This is a genomic window from Streptomyces sp. SN-593 (assembly GCF_016756395.1).
Lineage (GTDB): Bacteria > Actinomycetota > Actinomycetes > Streptomycetales > Streptomycetaceae > Actinacidiphila > Actinacidiphila reveromycinica.
In genome coordinates this window covers 4,528,652-4,555,277 of the sequence record NZ_AP018365.1, presented here as the reverse complement: position 1 = coordinate 4,555,277, position 26,626 = coordinate 4,528,652, and the positions used below count along the sequence as shown (strand labels likewise).

Sequence of the window (26,626 nt, the reverse complement as noted above, 5' to 3'; positions counted from 1 at the left end):
CAATCCGTACGAGGAGGAGTTCATCCCGCGCATCATAGGCACACGCCCGCCGGTCTGTCAGCGCCCCGCGGGCCTCACCCCCGGGACCGGAAGGGGCGGAAGAAGGTCCGCAACTCCTCGGCGTAGAGCTCGGGTTCCTCGAAGGCGGCGAAGTGGCCGCCGCGGGCGGGCTCGTTGACGTAGGCGACGTTCGCGGTGCGGTCGAGCCAGGCGCGCGGGGGACGGGCGATGTCGCCGGGGAAGAGCGAGAAGCCGGAGGGGACCTCGACCCGGCGGGTCAACTGGGCGCGCGGGAGCGCGCCGTTGGCGGCGTACATGCGCATCGAGGAGCCGATGGTGCCGGTGAGCCAGTAGAGCGTGACGTTGGTGAGGATCTCGTCCTTGGTGTACACGCGCTCGACGTCTCCGTCGCAGTCGCTCCAGGCGCGGAGCTTCTCGACGATCCACGCGGCCAGCCCCGCGGGGGAGTCGGTGAGGCCGAACGCCGCGGTCTGCGGCTTCGTCCGGTGCATGGCGGCGTAGGCCCCCTCGGCGGCGCCCCAGCCGGCGACGCCGTCGAACCACGCGCGCTCCTCGTCGGTGAGCTGCCCGGGGTCCTCGGGCAGCACCGGCACGCCCGCGTCGGTGCGGTGGACGGCGACGACCCGGTCGGGGTGGTCGAGCGCGAGGTAGCGGCTGACGTGGCTGCCGATGTCGCCGCCCGCGGCGCCGAACGCGCGGTAGCCGAGGACGTCCATCAGCTCGGCCCACAGGCCGGCGACGGCGACGGAGTCCAGCGGCGCCCCGGCGGGGTGGTCGGAGTAGCCGTACCCGGGCATGTCGGGCACCACCACGTCGAACGCGTCGGCCGGGTCGGCGCCGTGCGCGCCGGGGTCGGTGAGCAGCGGGAGGACCTTGGCGTAGCGCCAGAACGAGTCCGGCCAGCCGTGGCTGAGCACCAGCGGCAGGGCGGTGCCGGCCGGCGCGGCGGCCCGCGCGTGCACGAAGTGGATGCCGAGTCCGCCGAGGGTGGCGCGGAAGTGCGGGAAGCGCGCGAGCGCGGCCTCCTGCGCGGGCCAGTCGAAGCCGTCGGCCCAGTACGCGACGAGTTCGCGCAGGTAGTCCAGGTCGGTGCCGAGCGACCAGCCGGCGTCGGCCGGGGCGTCCGGCCAGCGGGTGGCGCGCAGCCGCGCGCGCAGGTCCTCCAGCGCCGCGGGGTCGGTCGACAGGGTGAACGGCTCGGGCTGGCGGGAGGCATCGGGCATGGCCGCACCCTACCGACCGGCCCTTCCCGATCCGCGGACCCGGCCGCACCCGCTCCCGTCCGGGTCCGGGTCCGGCTCCCGCCCCGCCCGTGTCCGGGTCCGGCCCCGTCCGCTCAAGTCCGTGTCCGGGCCCGGCCCCGCCCGCGTCCGGCCCCCGCCCCGCCCGTACGCGCCCGCCCGTACCCGCTCCGGCTCCTCCCTCCCGGGTCGCGGGCGGGGGCGCCCTTGACAGGTCCGCCCACCTGCCGCGTACGTTCGTTCCGCACCGTCAGGCGGCCGGGCGCGAGCGCCCCGGGCCGCAGGGTCGAGAGTCCGCGGGGGCGAGTGCCCGCCGGACCGTTGGGAGTCAGCGTGAGGGCATCGCGCGTCGGACCGGCCGGGACCGCGGTCCCGCTGCCGGGCTGGACGAAGCGCCGTCACGTGGACCTGTGCCGTACGCACGCCGCGCTCTGTCGCTGACGACGGCCGCCGGCTCCCCCTCCCCCGCACCGCACCTCCCGCGGCTCCGCTCCGGCCCGCCCGCCTTCCGCTGAGCGGCCGGACGGCGCGCCCCCTTCCCCTCCCCGTTCCCCCGCGCGTCGCGTTGGCGCGCCGCGACCCACCCGCGGCGCGTCCGCGCCCCCAAAGCACCCGGTGTACCCGGTGCACCCGGCGCACCCTCGGCGTGTACGCGCCATGGTCCGCCCGCGGCGCGTACACGCCGCGATCCACCCGCCCCACGGCCGACCCCGGCCGCGCGGGCCCCCGTTGCCGTCCCCCGAGACATCACCGCCACCGGTGAGATTGGACGAACCGTGAGCGCGAAGCGACCCAGGACGCTGAAGACCGTGACCGGAGCCGGCGGCACGTCGGAGACCTACGAACTCGCGGTCGATCCGACCCGCTCCACCCTCGACACCGCGACGCGCGTGGCGTGGCTCGCCGAAGCCGCCCGGATCGACGCGCTGTTCACCGCCGACCTGCTCAGCTTCGGCGCACAGGGCGCGATCGGCTCGCAGGAGCCGCTGGTCTTCGTGTCGGCGCTCAGCCAGGTGACGTCGCGGATCGGCCTGATCGCGACCGTCTCGACCACCTTCCACCACCCGTACAACCTGGCCCGGCTCTTCGGCACCCTCGACCACGTCAGCAACGGGCGGGCCGCCTGGAACCTGGTCACCTCCTCGGTCGGCGAGGAGAACTTCGGGCCCGACGGCCTGCCCGGTCCCGAGGAGCGCTACGCGCGCGCCGCGGAGTCGCTGGAGGTGGTCAACGCGCTGTGGGACAGCTGGCGGCCGGGCGCGCTGACCGCGGGCGCGGACGGCGGGGCGGCGCTGCGGCCGGACCTGGTGCGCCCGATCGACCACGCGGGCCGGTACTTCACCGTGGCCGGCCCGCTGAACATCCCGCCGCTGCCGCAGCGCCGCCCGGTGCAGTTCCAGGCCGGGCAGTCCGAGGCGGGCCGGGCGCTCGGCGCGCGCTACGCGGAGGTCGTCTTCACCTCGCTGCCGACCCTCGACATCGCCCTGGACTTCACCCGGAAGATCCGCGGCGAGGCCGAGCGGTTCGGCAGGCCCGGCGGACTCCCGCTGATCTTCAGCTCGTTCCACGCCACGTACGGCGCCACGGAGGCGGAGGCGCGCCGGCTGGTGCGCGAGCGGCGCGAGTCGATCGACTTCGAGCGCGGCCGCGCCCAGGTGGCCGACATGCTCGGCGGCGGCGTGGACCTGTCGGACCTGCCGCTGGACGCGAAGCTCCCCGAGAGCCTGCTGCCCGACATCGGCACGGTGGGCCGCCGGCGCGGCCGGGTGGACATCTTCGCCGGCTACGTCCGGCAGGGGTACACGCTGCGCGAACTCGTCATCGCCGCGCAGGACACCGGGCACTGGGCCGCCGCCGGCACGCCGGAGCAACTGGCGGACGCGGTGGAGGAGCGCTTCCGCGCCGGGGTGCTCGACGTGATCTCGCTGGGCGGTCTGGCGGACCCGCGCCAGCACGACTTCGTCGTCAACGGCCTGCTGCACGAGCTGCGCCGGCGCGGAATCGTGGCCGACGACTACGCCGGGCCCACCCTGCGGGAGAACCTGGGACTCGAACTGCCGCCCCGGGACGGCGACTTCGACGCTCCGGCCGCCGGCCGGACACCGGCGCCGACCCGGTGAGCGGCGGACGCGTCCGGACGCGTCCGGGCCGGTGCGCCCGTGGGGCGGAAGGGGCAGGCGAGTTTCCCTCCGTGTGCGGTTGGTGGCACGCTGTCGTCATGACGGGCAACGTTCCTCAGGAGACATCGAGTTTCGTGGGCCGGGGGGAGGAACTCGGCCGGTTACGGGGGGCGTTGGCCCGCTGCCGGCTGGTGACGCTGACCGGCCCGGGCGGTATCGGGAAGACCCGGCTGGCGCAACGGGCGGCCGCCGACGTGCTCGCGGGGGGCACGGCGGACCGGCGGACGGCGGGCGGGCGGACGGGCAGCGGCCCCGGCGCCGGGCGGACCGGCGGTGGCTCGGGCGCGGGGCGAACGGGCGCCGGCCACGGCGCGGAGCAGACGGGCAGCGGCGCCGGCGCCGGGCGGACCGGCGGTGACCCGGGCACGGACGCGGCCGCCGTCGCCGAGCGCTTCCCGGACGGGGCGTGGTGGGCCGACCTCAGCACGCTGACCGGGCCCGAGCTGCTGCTGTCGACCGTCAGCGACGCGGTGGACCTCGCGGACCACTCGCTGCGGATGCCGCTGGACGCGCTGAGCGAGTGGCTGGCCGACCGGCGGATGCTGCTGGTGCTGGACTCCTGCGAGCACCTGGTGGACGCCTGCGCCTACCTCGTCGGGGAGTTGCTGACCGCCGCACCCGGACTGGTCGTGCTGGCGACCAGCCGCAGTCCGCTGGGCTCCACGGTGGAGGAACTCGTGGAGGTGCTGCCGCTGCCGGCCGACGGGCCCGACGCGCTCGCGCTGTTCACCGACCGGGTCGTGGACCGGGTGGGCCGCGCCCCGCTCGCCGAGGCGGGCGCGGCCGAGGCGGCGGCGGCGATATGCCGCCGCCTGGAGGGCATCCCGCTGGCGATAGAGCTGGCCGCCGCGCGGGTCGGCTCGGTCGGTCCCGGTGCCGTCGCCGAGGTGGCCGACCGGCTCGGCTCGCGCTTCGACACGCTCGCCGCCTCGGACTTCGTCTGGCCTCGGCGGCACCGGACGCTGCGCACCACGATCGGCTGGAGCCACGAGCTGTGCGCGCCGCTTGAGCGGCTGCTGTGGGCGCGGTTGAGCGTGTTCCGCGGCGCGTTCGACCTGGCCGCCGCCCAGGCCGTGGCCGCGGGGGGGCCGCTGGAGGCGGCGGCCGTGGCGCCGACCCTGGATCGGCTGGTGGCGCAGTCGGTGCTGCGCAGGATCGACGGCGGCGCCGGGTCCGGCGCCCCGCCCGCCCCCGTGCCGGTGCCGGTGCCCGAGGGCGCGGGCGCCCCCGTGCTCCGGCCCGGCCCGGGCGCCCTGCCGGCCCCCGCGGCCCGCAGCGGCGCCGGCGACCGCTACCGCATGCTCGACACCATCCGGGAGTACGGCCACACGTGGCTGGACGAGCTCGGCGAGGTCGCCGCGACCCAGCGACGGCACGCGGAGTACTTCACCGGGCTGGCCCGGTGGGCCGACGCCGCGTGGTCGGGGCGCGACCAACTGCTCGGCTACCGGCGGATCGAGGACGCCCACCCGGACCTGCGCGCCGCGCTCGACCACTGGCTCGACCACGACAGCGCGCAGGCGGCCGAACTCGCCGGCCTGCTGGTCTACTTCTGGAGCTGCTGCGGTCACCTGAAGGAGGCGAGGGCCTACCTGGAACGCGCCCTGGAGCAGCACACCGCGCCCGGCCCGGCCCGGACCCGCGCGCTGATCGGGCTCGGGGCGGCGCTCACCCTCCAGGGCGAGTACGACCGCGCCACCGCCGTCGACGCCCAGGTGCGGACTGCGGCCGCGGCGCGCGGCGACAGCGCGGAGCGGATGGCCGCCGCCTGCCTGACGGGCCTGCTGGGCATGCTCACCGGGCAGTCCCGCACGGCCCTGGACGCGGTGCGGGACGCGCTCGCGTCGGTGCCCGGCGCGGGCCGCCGCGGCGCCCCCGCGGCCGGCTCCGCGTTCGACACCCCGGACCGGCTGCGCTGCCACCTGGTGGAGGTGCTGTCGCTCACCGCGCTCGGCGACTTCGAGGAAGGCCGGTCGCGGGCCCTGGAGTTGCGCCGGTACTGCGTGGAGGTCGGCGAGGTGTGGACACGCTCCTACCTGGACTACCAGTTGTCCGTGGTGGCGCTGTTCTCCGCCGCGCCGCAGGACGCGGTCGCGTACGCGCGCACCATGCTGGAGAGCAAGCACCTGCTGGGCGACGCCTTCGGGATAGCGCTCGGCCTGGACCTGCTGGCCGCCGCGCTCGCCGCCGCCGGCCGCTTCGAGCAGGCCGCGTCGGTCTACGGCACCGGCGGGGCCTACTGGCGCAGTGTCGGCCACCCGCAGCGCGGGGCACCGGAGTTGCAGCCGGTGCGCGACCGCTGCGAGCGGTCCGCGCGCGCGGCGCTGGGCGACGAGGGGTACGCCGCCGCCTACGCGCGGGGCGCCGCCGCCCACGGCCCGACCGCGCTGGCCGCGGCCCTGGAACCCGACGGCGCCGGCCACGGATGACACCGGGCCGCGCCGGCGGTCGGCGCGGCCCGTTACCTTCGAACGCCCCGGCACGTCGTCGCGGTGACGGAACCGGCGCGAGGAAGGCGGCGAGATGACCGGGCCTGATGTGGACGAGGTGCTGGCGGACGCGTTCGAGGAGCAGCGGGGGCGCCTGGTGGCGGTGGCCCGGCGGATGCTGGGGTCGCGGGCGGACGCCGAGGACGCCGTCCAGGAGGCGTGGCTGCGGCTGGCCCGCCAGGACACGGCCGCGATCGGCAACCTCGCCGCCTGGCTGACCACCGTGGTCGGCCGGATCTGCCTGGACGAGCTGCGCTCGCGCCGGGCCCGGCCCGAGGACGGCTACGACGAACGGCTGCCCGAGGTGGTGGAGTTGGACGGTGCGGACGCGCCCGAGGACGCCGCCGTGCTCGCCGAGTCGGTCGGGGTGGCGCTGCTGGTGGTGCTCGACGCCCTGGGTCCCGCCGAGCGGCTGGCGTTCGTGCTGCACGACATGTTCGCGGTGCCGTTCGACGAGATCGGGGAGATCCTCGACCGGTCCGCGGACGCGGCCAAGATGCTGGCCAGCCGGGCCCGCCGGAAGGTGCGGGACACGCCGCGCCCGAGCGGCGAGCCGGGGCGGCGCGCGGTGGTCGAGGCGTTCCTCGCGGCGGCGCGGGGCGGCGACTTCGAGGGCCTGCTGCGCGTGCTCCACCCCGACGTGACGTGGCGGTCGTACACCTCGCGCGGCCTGGTGGTCAGGCACGGCGCCGGCGCGGTGGCGGACCGGGCCCGGCTCGGGGCGCACGCCGCGGTGGTCGCGCGCCCGGCGCGGGTGGACGGCGGGACCGGTGTGATGGCGTGGCGCAGGAACGGCAGGCCGCACAGCGTGATGGCGTGCACCGTGGTCGACGGCCGGATCGTCGAGATCCTGTCGGTGGGCGACCCGGCCCGCCTGGCCGTGATGGACCTGCCGCCCTGCCCGGAGCCGCGGGAGGAGCCCGGTCCGGCCGGGTCCTGACGGCGCCCCGGCCCCGCAGCCGCCGGGTGGGCGGCGGCGGACGCCGGGTGGGCGGCGGCGGACGCCGGGTGGGCCGGTGCGCGTGCGGCGGGACGACGGCGATCCTCCGGGGCACCGTACCCACGCAGGGATTGTTCGCGTACCGTCAGACGCGGCCGCTCCGTCCGTACCCGGTCCGCGCGGTCCGCGACGCACCCCCCACAGCACGTCTTGCTCGGAACGCTTGCTCAGTCCCCACAGCTGAACAGACGGACAGGAGAAGGACCTTGCGCATCGCGCGACGCATCGGCCGCTGGCTCGGCGGCCTCGCAGGCGCCTCGGCACTGGTACTGCTGGCCACCGGGCCGGCAGCGGCCGACGTACCGATCGGCCAGTCCATGACCGGTGAGATGACGTACTACAACGACGCCGGCTACGGCGCCTGCGGCACCCCCATCGACGCGTCCTCGCAGTACCTGGTCGCCGTGTCCTACCAGTGGTGGACCGCCGCCAACCCCAACGCCGACCCGCTGTGCGACGGGATATCGGTGCAGGTCAGCTACGGCGGCAAGACCATCACCGTCCCGGTGGCGGACAAGTGCCCGACCTGCGACGCCACCCACATCGACCTGAGCGAGCCGGCGTTCACCGAGTTCGCGCCGACCGGGACCGGCGTCGTCACCGGCATCACCTGGCAGTTCGTCTCCTCCGGCGGCACCACCACCCCGCCGCCGCCGGCCGCGCCCACCGGCCTGCGGGTCACCGGCACCACCGGCAGCTCGGTCTCGCTGTCCTGGACCGGCGTCACCGGCGCGACGTCCTACACCGTCCGCCGCGACGGCGCAGCGGCCGGCACCGCCACCGGCACCACCTTCACCGACACCGGGCTCGCCTCGGGCAGCACCCACAGCTACACCGTGACCGCCACCGGCTCCTCCGGGGCCGTCTCCGCGTCCTCCGCGGCCGTGACCGCGACCACCACCGGCACCAGCGGGGGCGGGGGCGGGGGCACCGGATGCCCGGCCGCCTGGAGCTCCGGCACCTCCTACGCGCCCGGCGCCACCGTCTCCTACGCCGGCCACGCCTACACCGCCACCGCCTACTCCACCGGCGCCGCCCCGAACGACCCCGCCTCCTGGGCCGCCTGGACCGACAACGGCCCCTGCTGACGGTCCCGTTCGGCCGGCCCTCCCCGGTCCGCGCCCCGCCCCGCCCGGCACGGGCGCGGGCGCGGGCGCGGACCGGGGAGCGCGGTGCGTCGGGGCGTTCGGCGGACCGGGGGAGCGGCGGACCGGGGATCGTTGCGAATCGGGGGATCGGCGGGCGGCGCGGCGGCCGGGCGGGGACAATGGCGCCATGTCCTCACGCTGGTCGATCGGGTCGGAGAACTCGCTGCTGTCCATCGCCTCCACCGAGTCGGTGCTGTCCGTCGGCTCGGCCGGGTCGGCGCTGTCCGTCGGGTCGGTCGCGTCCTTCGCGTCGTTCGGCTCCTTCGGGTCGGCGATGTCCGCGCTGTCGCTCGGGTCGTTCCAGTCGTTCGGGTCCTGGCTGTCGGGACAGTCGAACGGCTCGGCACTGAGCTGGCAGTCGAGCGGCGCGGTGCTGTCGCGGCGCACGGACGGGCCGGCCGGGCGGATCAGGCCGCGGGCCGCGGTCGCCGTCGCGGCCACCGCGGTGGCGGGCCTCGCGTGGTGGCAGATCCGCCGCGCGGCGCGCGCCTAGGACCTGCGCGCGCGGACCGGCGCGCACCCGGCCCGGCGCGCCCCCGGCCCCGCGCCGCGCGGCCCGGCGCCGCGGCATGCGCGGCGAACGTTCATAAGTGTCGCTTTGTGATCACCATGGTCCGACTTTGACAATTCGTGGTGGGTCGGCGCACCCTTCTGTCATGCGCCTGTGCCCCATCCGCCCCGTGGTCCGCGCCAGCATCGAGCTGGCGCTGATCGGCGTGACCGGGCACTGCGTCGCCGACGTGCACTGTCGCTGACACCGGAACGGCCCCCGCACCGAGCCGCCCCCGACCCCGGTCGGGGGTGCCGCCGCGCCCGGGGCCGCACGGCGGGCCCCGCACGCTCCACGGACCGTCCCGGCCGCCCGCCCCGCACGTCCCGCACGTCCCCCGCACCCCCGTTTGTCCGCGCGTCCCCTTCTCGCGCGCCTCCCTCCGCCCGGGCACGCACGCCCCGGGGAAAGGCCCTGCCATGTCTCGCTTGTCCCTGTCGCCAAGGCAGTTGGGCGCCATAGCCGTCGGTCTCGCCCTCGCCGCGGGGGCCGTCGCCTGCGGCCCCAAGAGCGGCGACTCGGCCGCGAAGGGCTCCGACTCGACCCCGCACCGGGGCGGCACCCTCTACGTGCTGAACAACCAGCCGCAGAACAACTTCGACCCCGCCCGCCTGTACACCTCCGGCGGCGGCAACGTCCCCTCCCTGGTCTACCGCACCCTGACCACCCGCGCCCGGGCGGACGGCGCGGCCGGCAACAAGGTCGTGCCCGACCTCGCCACGGACACCGGCGAGCCGAGCAAGGACGCCACCGTGTGGACGTACCACCTCAAGGACGGCCTGAAGTACCAGGACGGCACGGCCATCACCACCGCCGACATCAAGTACGACATCGAGCGCTCCTTCGCGGCGGAGCTGTCCGGCGGCGCCCCCTACCTGCGGGACTGGCTGGTCGGCGCGCAGGACTACCAGGGCCCGTACAAGGACCCGAAGGGCCTGTCGTCGATCGAGACGCCCGACGCGAAGACGATCGTCTTCCACCTGCGCAAGTCCGAGGGCGACTTCCCGCTGCTCGCCACGCAGACCTCCTTCGCACCGGTGCCCAAGGCCAAGGACACCGGCACCAAGTACGCCGAGCACCCGGTCTCCTCCGGCCCGTACGAGGTGGTCAGCAACCAGAACAACGGCGAGCACATCGTGCTGCGGCGCAACCCGAACTGGTCGCAGGCCACCGACGACCAGCGGCGCGCCTACCCCGACACCATCGACGTGCAGTCCGGGCTCGACCAGGCCGTGATCAACCAGCGGCTGTCCGCGGGCGTCGGGAAGGACGCCGACGCGGTGACCACCGACACCAACCTCGGCCCGGCCGAACTCGCCAAGATCACCGGCGACAAGGCGCTGTCCTCCCGGGTCGGCACCGGCCACTTCGGCTACACCGACTACATCGCCTTCAACCCGAAGGTGAAGCCGTTCGACAACATCAAGGTGCGCGAGGCCGTCGCGTACGCCGTCGACCGGACCACCGTCATCGACGCCGACGGCGGCTCCTCGCTCGCCGAGCCCGCCACCAGCTTCCTGCCGGACCAGGCCGCCTTCAACGGCGGCACGTCGTCCGACCCGTTCCCGGCGGGCGCCGGCGGCGACCCGGCCAAGGCGCGCGAGCTGCTGAAGGAGGCCGGCTACCCGAACGGGCTGACGGTCACCCTCACCCACGACACCAACAAGGGCGGCGAGGAGGGCCCCGAGGTCGCCACCGCGGTCCAGGAGGCACTGAAGAAGGCCGGCATCACCGTCAAGCTCGACGGCCTGGAGCACAACGCCTTCGACGACAAGGTCTACAGCGTGAAGACCGAGCCGGGCATGTTCCTGGCCGGCTGGGGTGCCGACTGGCCGTCCGGCGGTCCGTTCCTCGGCCCGATCTTCGACGGCCGGCAGATCGTCGAGGACGGCTACAACTTCAACAGCTCCCAGCTCAACGACCCCGCGGTCAACAGCGAGATCGACTCCATCGACAAGATCACCGACCTGGCCGCCGCCGCGAAGCGCTGGGGCGCCCTCGACCAGAAGATCGGCGAGCAGGCGCTGACCGTGCCGCTGGTGCACCCCGTCTACAAGCGGCTGTACGGCAAGGACATCCGCAACGTGGTGATCAGCGACTGGACCGGCGTGCTGGACATCTCCCAGGTCGCGGTGAAGTGACCGGAGTGAGCAGCGAACACCCGCTCGCCGGGGGCGGTGCGGCCGCGGCCGCGCCGCCCGCCGGCGACCCGTCCCTCGACCTGGCCCCCGCCGACGGGCCGGCCCCCGGCGGGCGGCAGTTCTGGCACCGGCTGCGCGCCGAGCGCGCCGCGCTGGCCGGCGGCGCCGTGGTGGTGCTGCTGGTGCTGGTGGCCGTGGCCGCCCCGCTGCTGGCCGCCGTCGAGGGCCAGGACACCACCACCTACCACGCCGCGCTGCTGGACTCGAAGGCCGGCGCGGTGCCGCTCGGCCACTTCGGCGGCGTCAGCGGCACCCACTGGCTGGGCGTCGAGCCCGGCACCGGCCGCGACCTGTTCGCCCGGCTCGCCTACGGCGCGCGCACCTCCCTGGCCGTGGCGTTCGGCGCCACGATCCTCCAGGTGGTCGTCGGCACCGCCTTCGGGCTGGCCGCCGGACTCGGCAACCGCGCCGTCGACGGGCTGCTCAGCCGGGTCGCCGACATCTTCGTCACGCTGCCCGCGCTGGTCTTCGCCATCGCGCTGCTCGCGGTGGTGCCCGGCGGCTTCCCGCGCCCGCTGCTGCTCGCGCTGGTGCTCGGGCTGCTCGCCTGGGGCGGCACCGCCAAGATCGTCCGCGTCCAGGTGCTCACCCAGAAGTCCCTGGACCATGTCGCCGCCTCCCGGCTGGCCGGCTCCAGCGCCTGGCGCACCGCCCGCCGCGAGCTGCTGCCGGCGCTGGTCGCCCCGGTGCTCGCCTACGCGGCGATCCTGTTGCCGAGCAACATCGTCTCCGAGGCGGGCCTGTCCTTCCTCGGCATCGGGGTCAACCCGCCCACCGCGTCGTGGGGCCAGATGCTCTCCACCGCCTCCACCTGGTACCAGGCCGACTCCGCGTACGTCCTGCTGCCCGCGCTGCTGCTGCTCGTCACGGTGCTCGCCTTCACGGTGCTCGCCGAAGGCGTCCGGGTCGCGCTCGACCCGCGCTCGCGCAGCCGGCTGCGGATCGGCACCCGCAAGGGGGCCGCGTCGTGATCCGCTTCGCCGGGCGGCGCCTGCTCCAGGCCGCCGCCGTGCTGCTGGTGCTCGCCGCCGTGCTCTACGCCGTCTTCTACCTCGCGCCGGGCGACGCCGCCCAGCTCGCCTGCGGGCCGCGCTGCTCCACCGCGCAGGTCGCCCAGGTCCGCGCCCAGATGGGCCTCGACGACGCGGTGTACGTCCAGTTCTGGCACTTCCTCCAGGGGGTGTTCGCCGGCCACGACTACAGCACCGGAACCGGCACCCTGCACTGCCCGGCGCCCTGCCTGGGACAGTCGTACCGCACCGGGGACCTGGTCACCCACGTCGTCGCCGAGAAGCTGCCGGCGACCGCGTCGCTCGCGCTGGGCGCCATGGTGCTGTGGCTGGTGATCGGGGTGGGCACCGGCCTGGTCTCCGCGCTGCGCCGCGGCACCCTGGTCGAGCGGCTGCTGACCGGCTTCACCCTGATCGGCACGGCCACCCCGGTGTTCATCACCGGCATCCTGCTGCTCCTGGTCTGCTGCTCGTGGCTGCGCTGGCTGCCGTACCCGACCTACGTGCCGTTCACCTCCGACCCCGAGCAGTGGGCGTGGAACCTGCTGCTGCCGTGGCTGGCGCTCGCGCTGGTGGAGGCGGCCAAGTACGCCCGGCTGACCCGCAGTTCGCTGCTGGAGACGCTGGCGGAGGACCACATCAGGACCTTCCGCGCCTACGGCGTGCCCGAGGGCGCGATCGTCCGCCGGCACGCGCTGCGCGGGGCGCTGGCCTCGGTGATCGCACTGTCCGCGCTGGACCTCGGCACCATGTTCGGCGGCGCGCTGCTCACCGAGACGCTCTTCGGCGTCCCCGGGCTCGGCCAGCAACTGGTGCAGTCCGTGCAACTGAAGGACCTGCCCGTGGTGGTGGGGATCGTCCTGGTGATGGGCCTGGCGGTGGTGGTCGCGAACGCGCTCGCCGACGTGCTGTACGCCCTCACCGACCGAAGGGTGGTGCTGGCGTGACCGCCGACACTCCGCTGTCCGCGTCCGGCTCCGCTTCCGCGCCGGGCTCCACGTCGGACTCCGCGTCCGCGTCCGGCTCCTCGTCCGGTTCCGCGTCCATGTCGGGTCCCGCGTCCGGTTCCCCGTCCGCCTCCGGTTCGGCGTCGGGGTCGGCGTCGGGGTCGGCGGACCCGCCCCTGGTCGAGGTCGCCGACCTGCGCATCGACTTCCCGACCGAGTCCGGGACGGTGCGTGCCGTCGACGGGATCGGGTTCACGCTGCGGCCCGGCGAGGCGCTCGGCCTGGTCGGTGAGTCCGGCTCGGGCAAGTCCGCCACCGCGTACGCCCTGCTGGGGCTGCACCGCGGCACCGGTGCGGAGGTCGGCGGGACGGTCCGGGTGGCGGGCACCGACGTGCTCACCGCGCCCGACGAGGAACTGCGGCGGCTGCGCGGCGGCGTCGCGGCGGTCGTCTTCCAGGACCCGCTCAGCGCCCTGGACCCCTACCTCGCGGTCGGCGACCAGATCGCCGAGGTCTACCGGGTGCACCGCCGGGTCTCCCGCGCCGCCGCCCGGGCCCGCGCCGTCGAGGTGCTCGACCGCGTCGGCATCCCCACCGCGGCCCGCCGGGCCCGGTCCCGGCCGCACGAGTTCAGCGGCGGGATGCGGCAACGCGCGCTGATCGCGATGGCGCTGGCCTGCGAGCCGCGGCTGATCGTGGCCGACGAGCCGACCACCGCGCTCGACGTCACCGTGCAGGCGCAGGTGCTCGACCTGCTCCACGAGCTGCGCACCGGCTCCGACCTGGCGCTGCTGCTGGTCACCCACGACCTCGGAGTCGCCGCCGGCACGGTGGACCGGCTGCTGGTCCTCCAGCACGGTGCCGCCGTGGAGTCCGGCGACACCGCGACGGTGCTCGCGCACCCGGAACACGCCTACACGCGGGCGCTGCTGTCCGCGGTGCCCCGGATCACCCCGTCCGCCGCCGCGCCGGAACCGGCGCAGGAGGTGGCGGCGGACGAGGGGACGGCGCCGGAGGTGCTGCCCGAGGACGGGGCCGCCGAGGACGGGGCGGAGCCGCGGGCCGGGACGCGGGACGAGGCGGAGGCGGTGGACCGGACGAAGCCGGCCGGCGGGAGGAAGGCCGAGGCGGAGCCCGAGCCGGACCGCGCGCCCGCGAGCGCGACCGCGGCCGTCGCCGGGAGCCGGGGCGGGGGCGGGGCGTCCGGGGAGCCGCTGCTCGAAGCGGTCGGGCTGCGCAGGGAGTTCGGGCGCGGCCGGGCCCGCTTCGCCGCGGTGGACGGCGTGAACCTGGTGGTCCACGCGGGCGAGACACTCGGCGTCGTCGGGGAGAGCGGCAGCGGCAAGACCACGCTCGGCCGGATGCTGGTCCGGCTGCTCGACCCCACCCAGGGCGAGGTCCGCTACCGCGGCGAGGACATCGCACGGCTCGGCGACCGCCGGCTGCGCCCTTTGCGGCGGGAGTTGCAGATGGTCTTCCAGGACCCGGTCTCCTCGCTGAACCCGCGCCGCAGCATCGGCGAGTCGATCGCCGACCCGCTGCGGGCGGCCGGCGCGCTGACCGACCGGCAGATCACCTCGCGGGTGCGCGAGTTGCTGGAGCGGGTCGGACTCGAACCGTCCTGGTACCACCGCTACCCGCACGAGTTCAGCGGCGGGCAGCGGCAACGCGTGGGCATCGCACGGGCGTTGGCCCCCGAGCCGCGGCTGGTGGTCTGCGACGAGCCGGTCTCCGCGCTGGACGTCAGCACGCAGGCGCAGGTGGTCGCGCTGCTCGGCGAACTCCAGCGCGACCTGGGGCTGTCGCTGGTCTTCGTCGCCCACGACCTCGCGGTGGTCCGCCAGGTCAGCGACCGGGTCGCGGTGATGCAGGCGGGCCGGGTGGTCGAGGAGGGCGCCGTCGAGGAGGTCTACGGCCGCCCGCGCGACCCGTACACGCGGCGGCTGCTCGCCGCGGTCCCGGTGCTCGACCCGGCGGAGGCCCGTGCCCGCCGCGACGCCCGCACCGCCACGGCCCGGACGGCGGACCCGGTACGGGAGCGGCCGGCGACCGCGGCGGCGGGACCGGCCGCGCCGTAAGACCGCCGGGAGCCGTCGGTCCGGACGGGCGGGCCGCCACGGCGACCCGCCCGTCCGGACCGCGGTGCCCCGCCCGACCTCGGGAGACCCAATCGCCCCTCCCTCACCAATTGGTCTGGACCTATTGAACGCGGCCGCGGAGGCCCGGCAGTCTTGATCCCGCGCGCGCCACTCCCTGCACCACACCCCTGGCCATTCGGCAGGCGGCTCCGCCTGCCCGGAGAGGAGTTGTGATCCCCATGCGCTCGAAGGTCCTGGCCCGTGCGGCCACCATCGCCGCCACCGCCGTCCTCGGTCTCGGCATCGCCACCACGGCGGCCCAGGCATCCCCGCCGCCCGGCAGCGGCTTCATGCTGCTGGGCTACTTCCCGACCTACGAAAGCTGCGTCGCCCAGGCACAGGCCGACGCCCCCGTGCACGGGCCCGTCTACATCTGCGAGTACGGCACGAACGGCCTCTACCTGCTGTGGATGCACTGATCCGGCGGTGATCCCGCGGTGAACGGGCGCCGGCCGCATCCGCCGGCCGGCGCCCCGCCCCGCCCGTCCCGCCCGTGCCGAGCCGAGTCGGGTCGGGTCGATGCCTCAGCCGTTCCGGGCGGCCTGCTCGCGCAGCCGGGCCGCCTCCTGCCGCACCCACGGCAGCGCGTCGTACAGCGCCTGGCCGGGGCAGTCGGTCTGGTAGACGTCGCGGTGCCCGGAGACCGTATTGACCTCCACCGCCGTGCCCTTCGGGAAGCGGCTCGCGTTGTTGCTGGACACCAGGCGGACCTTGCCCAGCGGGCTGATCCCCGGGTCGAGCTTCCAGGCCGCTATCTCCGCGATCGCCTCCAGCATGGCCCGCGGCACCTGCCGGCCCGCGCCGAAGTTGCCGAGGGCGGCTATCCCGACGGTGTCGTTGTTGAAGCCCTCGGTGTGCGAGCCGCGCACGTCGCGGTCCACGCTGCCGGTCCGCCCCTCGTAGATGCCGCCGCACCGGTCGACGACGAAGTTGTAGCCGAGGTCGTCCCAGCCGAGCTCGATGTGCCGCTGCTCCAGGGCCAGCAGCATCTTCGGCACGTCCTTCTTGCAGTCGTAGGTGTTGGGGTTGTCCGTGTGGTGCACGAACACCGCCTTGACCGAGCGGTCGTAGACCATGCCCGGCCGTACGTGCTTCTGGTCCGCGCCCCATGCCGCGCGCAGGACGACCGCCGGGCGCAGGGACGCCGGACGGACCGCGGCAGACGCCTGCCGCGGCGCGTTCGCCCGGTGCTGCGGCGCCGAGCAGGTCACGAGGAGGGCCAGGGCCGGCAGGTACCACGCCAGCTTGGGCCGGTGCAGCCGCATGGGGTCCAGCCTGGGACGATCCGGCCGTGCCGGACATCCGCGCAGGCCGTTCGGGTGAATTTCCGGGCCCCGGCGCCGCGCTTCCGGCGCGCCTGCCGACCGCCCCGGACCCGTACGGATAAAGGGCCGCGGGCTCGTCAGGCCCTACGGGCGGGGCGCGTCCCGGGAGGTCCCGGACGCCGCGTCGGGGGCACCGGCGGCCGGCGCGTCGCCCCGGGCCCCGGCCGGGGCGTCCCCGCGGGGTGCGGGCCGGATGTCCCCGGGCTCGGCCGGACGGGTCGGCGCGGGTCCCGCCCGGGCCCGGCCCGTCCCCACGCCACCCGCCACCGCCGTGCCCGCCCGCCGCGCCCCGGTCGTCGCGAAGGCCGAGTACCGCGGCACCCACCGCAGCAGGGCGCCCGCCGCCGCGACGCCCACCGCGCCCATGACCGAGATGCCGGCCGCCAGGCTGCCGAGCGAGGCGGCCGCCGACACCACCAGCGGCCCGCCCGCGCTGCCGGAGTCCGCGCACAGCCGCCACACGCCGAGGAACTGCGAGCGGGTGGCCGGGGGCGCCACGTCGGCGCCGAGGGTCATCAGGATGCCGCTGCCGATCCCGTTGCCGAAGCCGATGAGCATGGCCACCACGGTCAGTTCGGTGAGCGTGTGGGTGAGCGGCAGGGCGGCCTGGGCGCCGCCGAGCACCAGCATGGACGGCACCGCGATCCACAGCCGGCCGGCGCGGTCCATCACCTGGCCGGACGGGTAGAAGGTCAGCGTGTCGACCAGACCGGCGATGCCGAACACGAGGCTGGTGGACGACGCGCTCTGGCCGAGGTGCTCGGCCCACAGCGGCAGGACGGTCTGCCGGGTCGCCCGGACCGAGCCGACCAGCAGCACCGCCAGGCCGAGCGTGGCGAAGACCCCCCGGTGGTCGCGCAGCACCGCCCGCACCGGTACGGGCTTCGCGCCGCCGCGGACGACCGGCTCGGCGACGTCGGGCACGGTGACCAGGACCACGACGGTGACGGCCGTGCACACCAGCGCGAGCCAGTAGACGTCGTGCACCGGGCGGCCGCCGCTGAGCACGGCCGCGCCGAGGAACGGCCCCACGAACGCGCCCACCCGTGACATCCCGCCCAGCGTCGACAGCGCCCGGGCCCGCAGGTGCGGGGCCACCGCCTCGGTCAGGTAGGACTGCCGGGCCAGCATGACCACCGCGTTGGACGCCCCGGTGACGGTGACCGCGATCGCCAGCTCCCAGACGTGGCGGGCCAGCGCGCACCCGCTCAGGGTGACCGCGGTGACGGCGGAGGCGACCAGCATCGCCTTGCGGTCGCCCAGCCGCGCCGCCAGCGCGCCGGCCGGCACGTCGCCGAGGATCTGCCCGACGCCCAGCAGCGCCAGCACCAGCCCGGCGGCGCCGACACCGGCGCCGAGCGCACGGCCGCTGAGCGCGAGTACGGGGGCCAGCGCGCCCATCCCGGTCTCGAAGACCAGCACCGGCAGGAAGACCGCGGGGATCAGGCTCCTCAGCGACACCGGCTGCGCGCTCACCTGCTGATACCCACCCTCGTGCCGACGGCGTCCGGACCGGGGGCACCGCCGTGGCTGCGGGCGCGGCCCGTACCTCATTCAACAACAGCACCGCCCGGCCCGGGCAGGGGCCCCCGCCGCCGGCACGGGACGGAGGCCGGAGGACAGGCCCTGGCCGGTCCGCAGCCGGTCCTCAGCCGGTCCTCAGCCGGTCCTCAGCTAGTCCTCCTGCCAGGGGCCGAGCTTGTGGGGGTTGCGCACCGCCCACACGTTCACCACCCGGTCGTCCACGATGTCGAACGCCAACACCGCCGCGGTGGCGCCCTCGTGGCGCAGCAGCAGGCCGGGGCGGCCGTTGACCGTGCGCTCCAGGATCGAGACGCCCTCGGCCCTGCGGGCGAGGTCGACGAAGTACTCGGCGACCGGAACGCTGCCGTGCAGCGGGTGCAGCAGGGCCGCGACGACACCGCCGCCGTCGCCGACCGCGCTGGCGTCGGGGTCGAGCAGGCCGATCATCGCGTCGAGGTCCTGCGCCTCCCACGCCCGCTTGAAGTCCCGCACCACCCGCGCGTGCCGGGCGGTCGGGGGCTGGAGGCCCGGCAGCGAGCGGACCCGGCGCCGGGCCGACGTGGCGAGTTGGCGGCAGGCGGCCGGGGTGCGGCCGACGATCTCGGCGACCTCGGGGAAGGGGTAGCGGAAGACGTCGTGCAGGATGAACGCCACGCGCTCGGCCGGGGTCATCGACTCCAGCACCACCAGGAAGGCCATGGACAGCGACTCGTCGAGGGTGATCCGGTCGGCGGGATCGCCCTCGTCGCCGGACCACCCGCCGATCAGGTCCGCGCGGCCGGGCACCGGCTCCGGAATCCACTCGCCGACGTAGCGCTCCCGCCGGGTCCGGGCGGAACGGAGCAGGTCCAGGCAGATCCGGCCGGCGACCTTCGTGAGCCAGGCGCCGGGGGACGCGATCGCCTCCTGCCGGCGCGGCGACATGGCGTACCAGCGGGCGTACGTCTCCTGCACGACGTCCTCGGCGTCGGCGAGGGAGCCGAGCAACCGGTAGGCGACGTTGAGGAGTTGCCGCCGCTCGCTCATGACGGCGTCGAGGGTCGCGTCGGCCTCCCCCTCCGACCGGCCCGGACCGTCCGACCGCCCGGGACCCTCCGCTCGGCCCGAACCGTCCACTCGGCCCGAACCGTCCGATCCATCCGCTCCGTCCGAACCGTCCACTCGGCCCGATCCGTCCGATCCATCCGAACCGTCCACTCGCTCCGGACGATCCGCTCGGCCCGACCCCTCCGCCGAAGCCGGCTGATCCGCCGGGTCCGGGTGATCCGCCGGGTCCGGGTGATCCGCCGGGTCCGGACCCTCCGAGGGGTCCCCGCCCTGCTCGGATTCGGTGCTCATGTCCCGCCGCCCTCCTCGATCGTGCCTGCTCCCGCCCGCGCCACCGCGCTCATCGGTACGACGGAGCGGCGGCCCGAAGTGTGAGGTCCGCGCCGCACCTCACATTCGGCGACGCCGCGCCGTCGGAAGGGGCGGAAGCACACCGCGTCAGACGGGAGAAGGCCGATGAGCGTGTTCCTGTGGGTGGTGCAGACGGCGCTCGCCGCCGCGTTCGCCCTGTCCGGGCTGGTCAAGGCGACCGAGCCGAGGGAGCGGCTGGTCGGACGGTTCCCGTGGGCCGAGGACTTCTCGCTGCCGGCGCTGCGCTTCATCGGCGCGATGGGCCTGCTGGGCGCGGTCGGGCTGGTCGCCCCGGGCGCCAGCGGCGTCCTCCCGGTGCTGACCCCGGTCGCGGCGACCGGGCTGGCGGTGATGATGGCGCTCGCCGGCGCGACGCACGTGCGCCGCGGGGAGCCGTCCGGGGTGGTGGTGGCCGCCGTCCTCCTCCTGCTCGCCGCGCTCGTCGCCTGGGGGCGGTTCGGCCCCTACGGCTGGTGACCCGCCGACCGCCGCACCGCACCCGCGACCGCCCGCGCCCGTACCCGCACCCGCACCCGAGACCTGGCCGCACCGGCACCCCGGCACCCCGGCACCCGCGAACGACCTCCACCGGCAAGGGAGACCCCGATGACCGAGCTCCAGACCGTCGTCGACCGCTGCGCGATCGACGCGCTGCGCGGCGAGTTCGCCGACGCGGGCATGACCGGCGACTACGACCGGCTCACCGCCCTCTTCACCGACGACGGCGTGTGGCGCATCCCGGACGGCGGCATCGAGTTCACCGGCCGGGCCGCGATCCGCGCCGGCGTCGAACGGCTCCAGGCGAACTGGGAGTTCTTCGTCCAGAACGTCCACGCCGGCTCGATCCGGATCGACGGCGACACCGCGACGGGCCGCTCCTACGTCGCGGAGCTGGGGCGGACCCGGGGCGGCGCGTCCCACGTCAACCACGCGATCTACCACGACCGCTACCGGCGCACCGCGGACGGCTGGAGGTTCGCCGAGCGCAGCTACGAGATCCGGTACGTCGACTCGACCCCGCTGGCGGGCACCGTGCCCGGCCCGGCGGAAAGGGCGCCCCGGGGGTGAGCGAGGGGAGCCGCTCCGCCGTCCGCGCGCGGGGCGGCCACCCCCGGGGCCGGGGGCGCGGCCCGTCCGGCGGGTTACCCGTACCACCCCGCCGGACGCGCCGTCCGCACCTCCGCCGTGGGACCCGCGGGCAACGGGCCGCGGAACGACGGGCAACCGCCGGGTGAACGCCCGGACAACCCTCGTCCACCGCCCGCCCGCCACCCGCGCCCACCGGGCGGGTCGGTCACGTCCGGCGGATCGGTCACGTCCGGCACGTGCGCCGCGACAACCGCACCGGTCGCCCCACACCCGCCGAGCGCCCGTTCACGAGGCCAGCGCTTCGCCCTCCGCCGTGCTCCGCAACTGCTCGCGGTAGTCCCGCGCGGTCTCGATCAGGGTGTCCAGCGAGGCACGGGTCTGTTCGAGTTCGGCGATGTGGGCCGAGAGCCGGTCGCGCTCCTGCGCCATCCGCTCCAGCGCGGCCTCGGAGTTGGCCTCGCTGGGCGCGTCGACGCACGGCAGCAGTTCCAGGATGGTGCGGCTGGACAGGCCGCCGGCGTACAGGCGCTGGATGAAGGCGACCCGTTCGACATCGTGGCCGGTGTAGCGCCGCTGGCCGCCGGAGCTGCGGGTGCTCGCCAGCAGGCCCTGCTCCTCGTAGTAGCGCACGGACCGGACGCTGACTCCGGCCCTCGACGCGAGTTCCCCGATACGCACCTGTTCCGTCCTCCCGTCCGGGCCCCGCCCGTGTCCCGTGCCGCCCGCCGCGCGGCCCGCGAGCCGAGGCACGACCGCGTGTCCCTGTGGCGTGCGCGACACACCTTGCATCTGACGTCAATGTCAGGTTCTAGCGTAGTCGACGGGCCCGAGGCGCGGGCCCGCGGACCGAAGGAGTCCCGACGTGACGACCCTCTTCAGCAGCTACCGGCTCGGCGCGCTGACGCTGCCCAACCGCGTGGTCATGGCCCCGATGAGCAGGGTGCGGGCGGCCGCGGGCGGGTTGGCCACCCCGTCGATGGCGGCGTACTACGCCCAGCGGGCCACCGCCGGCCTGATCGTGTCGGAGGGGGTGCAGCCCAACGCGGTCGGGCAGTCCAACCCCGGCACGCCCGGCCTGCACACCGACGAGCAGACGGACTCCTGGCGGGAGGTGACCGGGGCGGTGCACGCCAGCGGTGGCCGGATCTTCGCGCAGCTCATGCACGGCGGCCGCGTCTCGCACCCCGACACCACCGGCCTCCGGCCGATCGGGCCGTCGGCCGTCGCCGCGGCCGGCGACGTGTTCACCCCGACCGGCCCGCAGCCCGCGCCGGTACCGCGCGCCCTGGAGACCGCCGAGGTGCCCGAACAGGCACGGTCCTACGCCGAAGCCGCCCGCCGCGCGGTCGAAGCGGGCTTCGACGGGGTCGAACTGCACGGCGCGAACGGCTACCTGATCTCCCAGTTCCTCTCCTCCAACGCCAACCTGCGCACCGACCGGTACGGCGGTCCGGTCACGCACCGCATCCGCTTCGCCGTCGAGGCGGCGGCCGCGACCGTCGAGGCGGTCGGCGGCGACCGGACCGGCATCCGGCTCTCGCCGGGCGCGGACTTCTGGGGCGTACGCGACACCGACGTCCCCGAGCTGTACACGCAGTTGCTCGCCGAGCTGGCCCGGGTCGGGGTGGGCTACGTGCACCTGGAGGCCACCGCCGACGAGGAGGTGCTGGTCGCGCTGCGCCGCGCCTGGCCCGGCCCGCTCATCATGAACCCGGTCCTCCCGATGGGCCCGAAGCAGACCGGCCGGGACGACGCCGACCGCTGGCTGGACCTGGGCGCGGACCTGATCAGCTTCGGCCGCGCCTTCCTCAGCAACCCCGACCTGGTCGAGCGCCTGCGGGCCCGCCTGCCGATCGCCCCAGCCGACGAGACCGCCTACTACCAGGGCGGCGACGCGGGCTACCTCACCTACACCTCGCACCAGTACACCGCCTGACCCGCCCACGCCTCCCACCGCGCGCCCCGACGTGCGGACCCCGCCGCCCCCTCGCACCACGGAGGGGGCGGCCCGACGCGTGCGGCGCACCACGACCGGGCCACCCACACGTCACGCCGCGGTGATCCTGATCTCACTTTCCCGCCGCGCCGAATGCGTACACTCACGATCCCAAACCTCCTCCGACCGATCGGATTCGGCCATTGTTGAACGGTCAAGCGGGCGCCGGGAGGGGTCGGTTCGGGCAGGGCCGCCCCTCGCGCCCCGCACGCCCCGAGCGTTCAACTGCGGGCCGGTACCGGCCAACCGCCGCGGACGGCAGGTCCGCAGGGGCAACGCCGCCCGGTCCGAACGGGCAACTCCGCGTTCCGGGCGGCGCGGAGCGGAACTGGCCGGATACGGCGTCGGCCCGGAACCGTGAAACGGTTCAACGCGCTCCTCCTCCGTAGCCTCCGCACACGACCGACGACGGGCAGGGGTTGGTAGGGGTTCACATGGCGGAGCATGATGGCGCAGGAAACACAGATCACAGGAGTGCGCAACTCCCCCCTCCGCGCGGGCGAAAGGACTGAGTTCGTGGTTCTCTCCACGCCCTCCGGGCCGACGGTGGCCACGGCCAGGATTCCCGTCACGGTCCACGCCCCCGACCCGATCTCGCTGGCGGGCGTCACCAGCCAGCTCAGCCAGCGGCCGGAGATCCGGCTGGTGGACGAGGAGAGCCGGCAGCCGGGCACCGTCGCTGTCCTGCTGGCGGTCGCGCTCGACGAGAGCACGCTGTCCCGGCTCCGCCAACTGGTGCGCACCGACGGGGTGCGCGCGGTGCTGGTGGCGAACCTGATCCGCGAGGCCGAGCTGCTCCAGGTGATCGACTGCGGGGTCGGCGCCATCGTCTGGCGCCACGAGGCGACCGGGCAGCGCATCCTCCAGGCGGTCCTCGCCGCCTCGCGCGGTGACGGCGACCTGCCCTCCGACCTGCTCGGCCGGCTCATGACGCAGGTCGGCATCATGCACCGCAACGCCAAGCACCTGCCCGGCGATCCGGCCTCCGGGCTGACCCCGCGTGAGGTCGACGTCCTGCGGCTGGTCGCCGAGGGCATGGAGACCGGCGAGATCGCGGGCAAGCTGTCGTACTCGGAACGGACCGTCAAGAACGTGATGCACAGCCTGACCACCCGGCTGCGGCTGCGCAACCGCGCGCACGCCGTGGCTTACGCGCTGCGCGAGGGCTACATCTGACGGCCGCGAGCGGCGAAGCACCCGGCGGCCGCCCCGGCCCCCGGGCCACCCGGCCGCCGGACGGCCGGACCGGGTCACCGGCGTCACCGGTGACCGACCCACCGGGCACAGCGAAGGGCGCGACCGTGATACACGAGGTGGACGAAGTCCTCAGGGGGCTGCTCTCCGGCGGCGCCCTGGCCGGCACCGGCGTGGACATCGCCTTCGAGGCGCCGACCCGGGACTGGGCCGCCCGGCGCAACGCGCCCACCATCGACGCCTACCTGTACGACATCCGCGAGGACGTCGCCCGGCGCGAGCGCGGCGCGATCTCGATCCGGGACGAGCAGGGCATCGTGGTGCGCAGGCGCCAACCGCCGCGCTGGTACCGGCTGTCGTACCTGGTCACGGCGTGGACGAAGCAGCCGCAGGACGAACACCGGCTGCTGTCCGCGGTGTTGGCCACCCTGCTGCCGCGCGAGGTGCTGCCCCCCGAGGAGCTGACCGGCGCGCTGGCCGCGCTCGGCCTGACCATCCCGCTCAGCGTCGCCGGCACGCAGACCGACTCCCGGTCGTTCGCCGAGATCTGGTCGGCCCTCGGCGGCGAGCTGAAGCCCTCCCTGGACGTCACCGTCACCGCGCCCTTCCCCGCCTACCCCGAGTACGACGCCGGGCCGCCGGTCACCGAGGGCGCGGGCGTGCGGGTGCGCGGCACCGACGGCTCCCTGGAGGGCTCGGCCGAGCGCCACCACCGGCCGCGCCACCTCGCCGAACGGAAGGAGGCGGCCCGCCAGGCCGCCCGCGGCACGCTCCGGGACACCTCCGAGTGACCGCCGCGACACCCGCCACCGCCGCGGAGCCGGACCTCGCCCCCGCACCCGGCACCGACCCCCTCGTCACCCGCCTCGGCCTGCTGCGCGACCGGGTCGCCCTGCTCGTCGAGCACCGCAGCGCCTCCGACCCGACCGCCGCCGATCCGCTGCGCGGCCTGTACCTGACCGACGAGGCGGTGCGGCACCTGCTGCGGCCGGCGGCCGAGGACGACGCCGACGGCGCGGGGCCCGGGTTCGGACCGGACGCCGGCGCGGGGTTCGGCACCGGCGCACCGGACGGCCTGCGCGGGGCGGCGCCCGCCGTCGACGGTTCCGCCGGTGACGGCGGTGACGGCGGTGACGGCGGTGACGGCGGTGACGGAGGTGACCGGCTGAGCCTGCTCGCCGCCCGGCTGGGCCTGTCCGCGCTGGACGCCCGCATCCTGCTCACCGCGCTCGCCCCCGACCTCGACCGGACCTTCGAGCCGCTCTACGGCTACCTCAACGACGACGTCAGCCGCCGCCGGGCGACCGTCGGCCTGGCGCTCGACCTGTGCGGGGTGCCCGCGCACCGCGCCGAGGGCCGCGCCCGCTTCCACCCGTCGGCGCCGCTGACCTCGCTGGGCCTGGTCGTGGTCGAGGAGGACGACCGCCCGTTCCTCAGCCGGTCCCTGCGGGTCCCGGACCGGGTCGCCGCGCACCTCGTCGGCGACGACACCCCGGACCCGGTGCTCGCCGGCCGGGTCAGCGTGCTCGCCCGCGCGGCCGTGCCGGACGACCCGCTGGTGCACCGCCTCGCCGGGCGCCTGGCGGGCGGCCCGGCGACGGTCTACCTGCGCGAGCACCGCGAGGGCGACGGCACCGCCTGCGCCGCGGCCGCCTTCGGCGCGGCCGGGGTACCGGCACTGCACTACGCCCCCGCGGGCCGAGCCCCCGGCGGCGACGGCCGCGGCGACGAACCCGGTGACCAGGGCGGCGGGCCCGCCGCGGGGCAGGACCCCGCCGGCGCGGCCACCGCCGCGCTCCCCCACCTGCTGCGCGAGGCACGGCTGCGCGGGCACGCGATCCTGGTGGCCCCCGTGCCCGACCAGCCCGCGGCCGCCGCCGCGCTCGTCCGCGCCCTCGCGGTCGACGACGTGACGGTGGTCATGGCCGGCACCCGGCCGTACGACCCGCAGTGGTCGGAGCGCGACCCGCTCGTGCTCGACGCGCCCAGGCAACGGGCCGGCGACCTCGACACCTGGTCCGCGGCCCTCGCGGGCACGGCTCCCGCGTCCACCGGCGCCGACCGGTGGGACGCGGCTGTCCCGGACGCGGGCGCCCCGGACTCGGGCGCCCCGGGGACGGACGGCGGTCCGACGACCTCCGGGGACGCCGGACCGGCCGTACCGGCCGCCGGCGCACCGGAGTTCGACCTCGCGCCGGTCGTCGCGCCCTACCGCCTCGGCGGCGACCGCATCCGCCGGGTCGCCCGGGTGGCCCGGGACCTGGCGGACTTCGACGGCACCCCGCTGACACCCGCGCACCTGCGGCTCGCCGCGCGGCAGCAGTCCGCGTCCGGGCTCGAACGCCACGCCCGCCGGATCAGGCCCGCCGTCGGCTGGGAGGACCTGGTGCTGCCGGACGGGCCGCTGGCGCAGTTGCGGGAGCTGGCCCTGCGCGCGCGCCACCGCGACCGGGTGCTCGGCGACTGGCGGTTGAGCGCCGGCGGCGGGCGGGGACGCGGTGTGCTGGCGCTGTTCGCCGGCGGCTCCGGCACCGGCAAGACCCTCTCCGCCGAGGTGGTCGCCGCCGAACTCGGCCTGGACCTCTACGTGGTGCAGCTCTCCTCGATCGTGGACAAGTACGTCGGCGAGACCGAGAAGAACCTGGAGCGCGTCTTCACCGAGGCCGACCGCACCGACGCGGTGCTCCTCTTCGACGAGGCCGACTCGGTGTTCGGCAAGCGGTCGGAGGTGAAGGACGCGCACGACCGCTACGCCAACATGGAGAGCGCCTACCTGCTCCAGCGGCTGGAGTCCTTCGACGGCATCGCGCTGCTGACCACCAACCTGCGGGCCAACGTGGACGACGCGTTCACCCGCCGGCTGGACATGGTGGTGGACTTCCCGTTCCCCGACGCCGCGCAGCGCCTGGCGCTGTGGCAGCACAGCCTGTCCCACGTGCCGTGTGCGGACGGCATCGAACCGGCTTCGGTGGCGCGGCAGTTCGAGCTGGCCGGCGGTTCGATCCGCAGCGCGGTGGTCACCGCGGCGTACGCCGCCGCCGGCCGCGGCGAGCCGGTCGGCACCGCGGACCTGCTGGCCGGCGCGCAGCGCGAGTACCGCAAGGCGGGGCGGCTGGTGCTGGACGACGCCAACGGCTGGTGACGGGCGGCCGGTTCACCGCCGGGCGGAGCGCCG

22 protein-coding genes are annotated in these 26,626 nt (G+C 75.7%); 17 read left to right on the top strand and 5 right to left on the bottom strand.

Features of this window, described 5'->3' with window-relative positions; translation table 11 throughout:
• Nucleotides 1–74: 74 nt before the first annotated feature.
• Complete coding sequence (locus RVR_RS19140; RefSeq protein ID WP_202235012.1) at nucleotides 75–1,244, bottom strand: epoxide hydrolase family protein; 1,170 nt, start codon at nucleotides 1,242–1,244, stop codon at nucleotides 75–77.
• A gap of 794 nt (nucleotides 1,245–2,038) precedes the next feature.
• Here RVR_RS19140 and RVR_RS19135 point away from each other — a divergent pair.
• The 11 genes from RVR_RS19135 (at nucleotide 2,039) to RVR_RS19090 (ending at nucleotide 15,344) form a co-directional block, all read left to right on the top strand.
• Complete coding sequence (locus RVR_RS19135; RefSeq protein WP_202235011.1) at nucleotides 2,039–3,382, top strand: NtaA/DmoA family FMN-dependent monooxygenase; 1,344 nt, start codon at nucleotides 2,039–2,041, stop codon at nucleotides 3,380–3,382.
• Between the two features lie 98 nt (nucleotides 3,383–3,480).
• Nucleotides 3,481–5,871, top strand: a complete 2,391-nt coding sequence (locus RVR_RS19130; RefSeq protein ID WP_202235010.1) for an ATP-binding protein — start codon at nucleotides 3,481–3,483, stop codon at nucleotides 5,869–5,871.
• Between the two features lie 94 nt (nucleotides 5,872–5,965).
• Nucleotides 5,966–6,871: a sigma-70 family RNA polymerase sigma factor gene (locus tag RVR_RS19125; RefSeq protein ID WP_202235009.1), complete on the top strand. Its 906-nt coding sequence runs from the start codon at nucleotides 5,966–5,968 to the stop codon at nucleotides 6,869–6,871.
• 266 nt (nucleotides 6,872–7,137) lie between these two features.
• The gene (locus RVR_RS38635; protein WP_272933094.1) at nucleotides 7,138–8,019 is read left to right on the top strand and encodes a cysteine/serine endopeptidase inhibitor; all 882 of its coding nucleotides are present in this window, start codon (nucleotides 7,138–7,140) and stop codon (nucleotides 8,017–8,019) included.
• 187 nt (nucleotides 8,020–8,206) lie between these two features.
• On the top strand, nucleotides 8,207–8,572 hold the full coding sequence (locus RVR_RS19115) for a hypothetical protein (RefSeq protein ID WP_202235008.1): 366 nt from the start codon (nucleotides 8,207–8,209) through the stop codon (nucleotides 8,570–8,572).
• A 163-nt stretch (nucleotides 8,573–8,735) separates the two neighbouring features.
• Nucleotides 8,736–8,834 carry an Ms4533A family Cys-rich leader peptide gene (locus RVR_RS38915; protein WP_346731461.1) on the top strand — a complete coding sequence of 33 codons (99 nt, stop codon included), beginning with the start codon at nucleotides 8,736–8,738 and terminating at the stop codon, nucleotides 8,832–8,834.
• 214 nt (nucleotides 8,835–9,048) lie between these two features.
• Nucleotides 9,049–10,770 carry an ABC transporter substrate-binding protein gene (locus RVR_RS19110; protein ID WP_202235007.1) on the top strand — a complete coding sequence of 574 codons (1,722 nt, stop codon included), beginning with the start codon at nucleotides 9,049–9,051 and terminating at the stop codon, nucleotides 10,768–10,770.
• A 5-nt stretch (nucleotides 10,771–10,775) separates the two neighbouring features.
• Nucleotides 10,776–11,801, top strand: coding sequence for an ABC transporter permease (locus tag RVR_RS19105; protein ID WP_430393151.1), 1,026 nt, complete (start codon nucleotides 10,776–10,778; stop codon nucleotides 11,799–11,801).
• Nucleotides 11,798–12,787, top strand: a complete 990-nt coding sequence (locus RVR_RS19100; protein WP_202235006.1) for an ABC transporter permease — start codon at nucleotides 11,798–11,800, stop codon at nucleotides 12,785–12,787. Before RVR_RS19105 ends, RVR_RS19100 begins: the two co-directional genes overlap by 4 nt.
• Nucleotides 12,788–12,885: 98 nt before the next feature.
• Nucleotides 12,886–14,865: a dipeptide ABC transporter ATP-binding protein gene (locus RVR_RS19095; protein ID WP_202238778.1), complete on the top strand. Its 1,980-nt coding sequence runs from the start codon at nucleotides 12,886–12,888 to the stop codon at nucleotides 14,863–14,865.
• A 239-nt stretch (nucleotides 14,866–15,104) separates the two neighbouring features.
• Nucleotides 15,105–15,344 (top strand): hypothetical protein, encoded by a 240-nt coding sequence (locus RVR_RS19090; protein WP_202235005.1) that lies wholly within the window; start codon nucleotides 15,105–15,107, stop codon nucleotides 15,342–15,344.
• 105 nt (nucleotides 15,345–15,449) lie between these two features.
• Here RVR_RS19090 and RVR_RS19085 read toward each other — a convergent pair whose 3' ends face one another.
• From RVR_RS19085 to sigJ, 3 genes are all read right to left on the bottom strand, one after another.
• The gene (locus RVR_RS19085; protein WP_202235004.1) at nucleotides 15,450–16,190 is read right to left on the bottom strand and encodes an N-acetylmuramoyl-L-alanine amidase; all 741 of its coding nucleotides are present in this window, start codon (nucleotides 16,188–16,190) and stop codon (nucleotides 15,450–15,452) included.
• Between the two features lie 144 nt (nucleotides 16,191–16,334).
• Complete coding sequence (locus RVR_RS19080) at nucleotides 16,335–17,726, bottom strand: MFS transporter (protein ID WP_202235003.1); 1,392 nt, start codon at nucleotides 17,724–17,726, stop codon at nucleotides 16,335–16,337.
• Nucleotides 17,727–17,924: 198 nt separating this feature from the next.
• Nucleotides 17,925–18,800, bottom strand: a complete 876-nt coding sequence (gene sigJ, locus RVR_RS19075; RefSeq protein ID WP_202235002.1) for an RNA polymerase sigma factor SigJ — start codon at nucleotides 18,798–18,800, stop codon at nucleotides 17,925–17,927.
• Nucleotides 18,801–19,277: 477 nt separating this feature from the next.
• Here sigJ and RVR_RS19070 point away from each other — a divergent pair, with 477 nt between their 5' ends.
• Together RVR_RS19070 and RVR_RS19065 are read left to right on the top strand one after the other, a co-directional pair.
• Nucleotides 19,278–19,649, top strand: coding sequence for a DoxX family protein (locus RVR_RS19070; protein WP_202235001.1), 372 nt, complete (start codon nucleotides 19,278–19,280; stop codon nucleotides 19,647–19,649).
• A gap of 129 nt (nucleotides 19,650–19,778) precedes the next feature.
• Entirely contained in the window at nucleotides 19,779–20,240 is a 462-nt protein-coding gene (locus RVR_RS19065) for a nuclear transport factor 2 family protein (protein WP_202235000.1), read from the top strand.
• Between the two features lie 306 nt (nucleotides 20,241–20,546).
• Here the strand turns inward: RVR_RS19065 and RVR_RS19060 are convergent, their stop codons facing one another.
• Nucleotides 20,547–20,939: a MerR family transcriptional regulator gene (locus tag RVR_RS19060; RefSeq protein WP_202234999.1), complete on the bottom strand. Its 393-nt coding sequence runs from the start codon at nucleotides 20,937–20,939 to the stop codon at nucleotides 20,547–20,549.
• Between the two features lie 184 nt (nucleotides 20,940–21,123).
• Here RVR_RS19060 and RVR_RS19055 point away from each other — a divergent pair, with 184 nt between their 5' ends.
• From RVR_RS19055 to RVR_RS19040, 4 genes are all read left to right on the top strand, one after another.
• On the top strand, nucleotides 21,124–22,197 hold the full coding sequence (locus tag RVR_RS19055; protein ID WP_202234998.1) for an alkene reductase: 1,074 nt from the start codon (nucleotides 21,124–21,126) through the stop codon (nucleotides 22,195–22,197).
• Between the two features lie 576 nt (nucleotides 22,198–22,773).
• Nucleotides 22,774–23,433, top strand: a complete 660-nt coding sequence (locus tag RVR_RS19050; protein ID WP_237404845.1) for a helix-turn-helix transcriptional regulator — start codon at nucleotides 22,774–22,776, stop codon at nucleotides 23,431–23,433.
• 125 nt (nucleotides 23,434–23,558) lie between these two features.
• The gene (locus RVR_RS19045) at nucleotides 23,559–24,242 is read left to right on the top strand and encodes a Pvc16 family protein (protein WP_202234997.1); all 684 of its coding nucleotides are present in this window, start codon (nucleotides 23,559–23,561) and stop codon (nucleotides 24,240–24,242) included.
• The gene (locus tag RVR_RS19040; RefSeq protein WP_202234996.1) at nucleotides 24,239–26,593 is read left to right on the top strand and encodes an ATP-binding protein; all 2,355 of its coding nucleotides are present in this window, start codon (nucleotides 24,239–24,241) and stop codon (nucleotides 26,591–26,593) included. Before RVR_RS19045 ends, RVR_RS19040 begins: the two co-directional genes overlap by 4 nt.
• Nucleotides 26,594–26,626: the final 33 nt, after the last annotated feature.